The organism is Rhodoferax sp. UBA5149 (assembly GCF_002413825.1).
GTDB lineage: Bacteria > Pseudomonadota > Gammaproteobacteria > Burkholderiales > Burkholderiaceae_C > Rhodoferax.
Genome location: NZ_DHXT01000017.1, coordinates 1 through 248, shown reverse-complemented (window position 1 = coordinate 248; position 248 = coordinate 1). Strand labels below are relative to the sequence as shown.

At 56.5% G+C, this 248-nt stretch carries 1 pseudogene; it reads right to left on the bottom strand.

Annotation, left to right across the window (positions count from 1 at the left end):
* A pseudogene (locus B3V69_RS01180) lies at positions 1-248 on the bottom strand (lipid-A-disaccharide synthase); the annotation flags it as partial.

Here is a 248-nt window from a genome sequence, read left to right as displayed (position 1 = left end):
GCTTCCAGCGTGGCGGTACCGCTGGCAATCAAGGTGACATCGCAGGCGGCCAGAACCGTATGAGACTGGCCTTCGACGATCTGCAGGTGGTTCAAAAGCCCGCTGGCGCGGGCGGCCTGTTCTATGGCTGTTTTCAGCGATGGCACCGCAGGCACTATGAATTTGATAGCTGGTCGTGCATGTTTTACGAGGGCTGCAGCCTGAAAGAACCTCAAGGCCAAGTGTTGAATTTCGGATTTACGGCTTCC